Annotated in this window: 1 protein-coding gene; it reads left to right on the top strand. The window is 66.4% G+C overall.

The annotated features are described in order from the left end of the window. Window positions 1–324: hypothetical protein (locus tag H2O73_RS20525; protein WP_220457706.1), on the top strand; the 324-nt coding region annotated here is incomplete at both ends.

Below are 324 nucleotides of genomic sequence, written 5' to 3'. Positions count from 1 at the left end.
GGTATTGCCGCGCTGATCTGCGCCGCCACCTACCTGATCGGGTTTGCGCTTCTGGTGACGCTGCTCGCGCCGCTGGGCTACGGCTCGAACGACATCGACCCCGCTGCCGTGCTGGCCTTCGATGCGGCACGCCCCGGCATCCTGACCGCGTGGAACACGGTCATCTACGTCGTGAATGCCCTCGCGCTCGTCGTGCTTGTTGTTGCCCTGTCCGAGCTACAAACCTTCACGACGCCCGGCTGGGCCGCCGTCACGAGAGGGCTCGGTCTTGTCTGGGCCACTCTGGTCCTGGGCGCCGGCATGATCGCGAATGTCGCGCTGGAA

Origin of the sequence: Vibrio marinisediminis, from assembly GCF_014050145.1 — a bacterium.
GTDB classification, from domain to species: Bacteria; Pseudomonadota; Gammaproteobacteria; order Enterobacterales; family Vibrionaceae; genus Vibrio; species Vibrio marinisediminis.
This window is presented reverse-complemented; position numbering and strand designations above follow the sequence as displayed.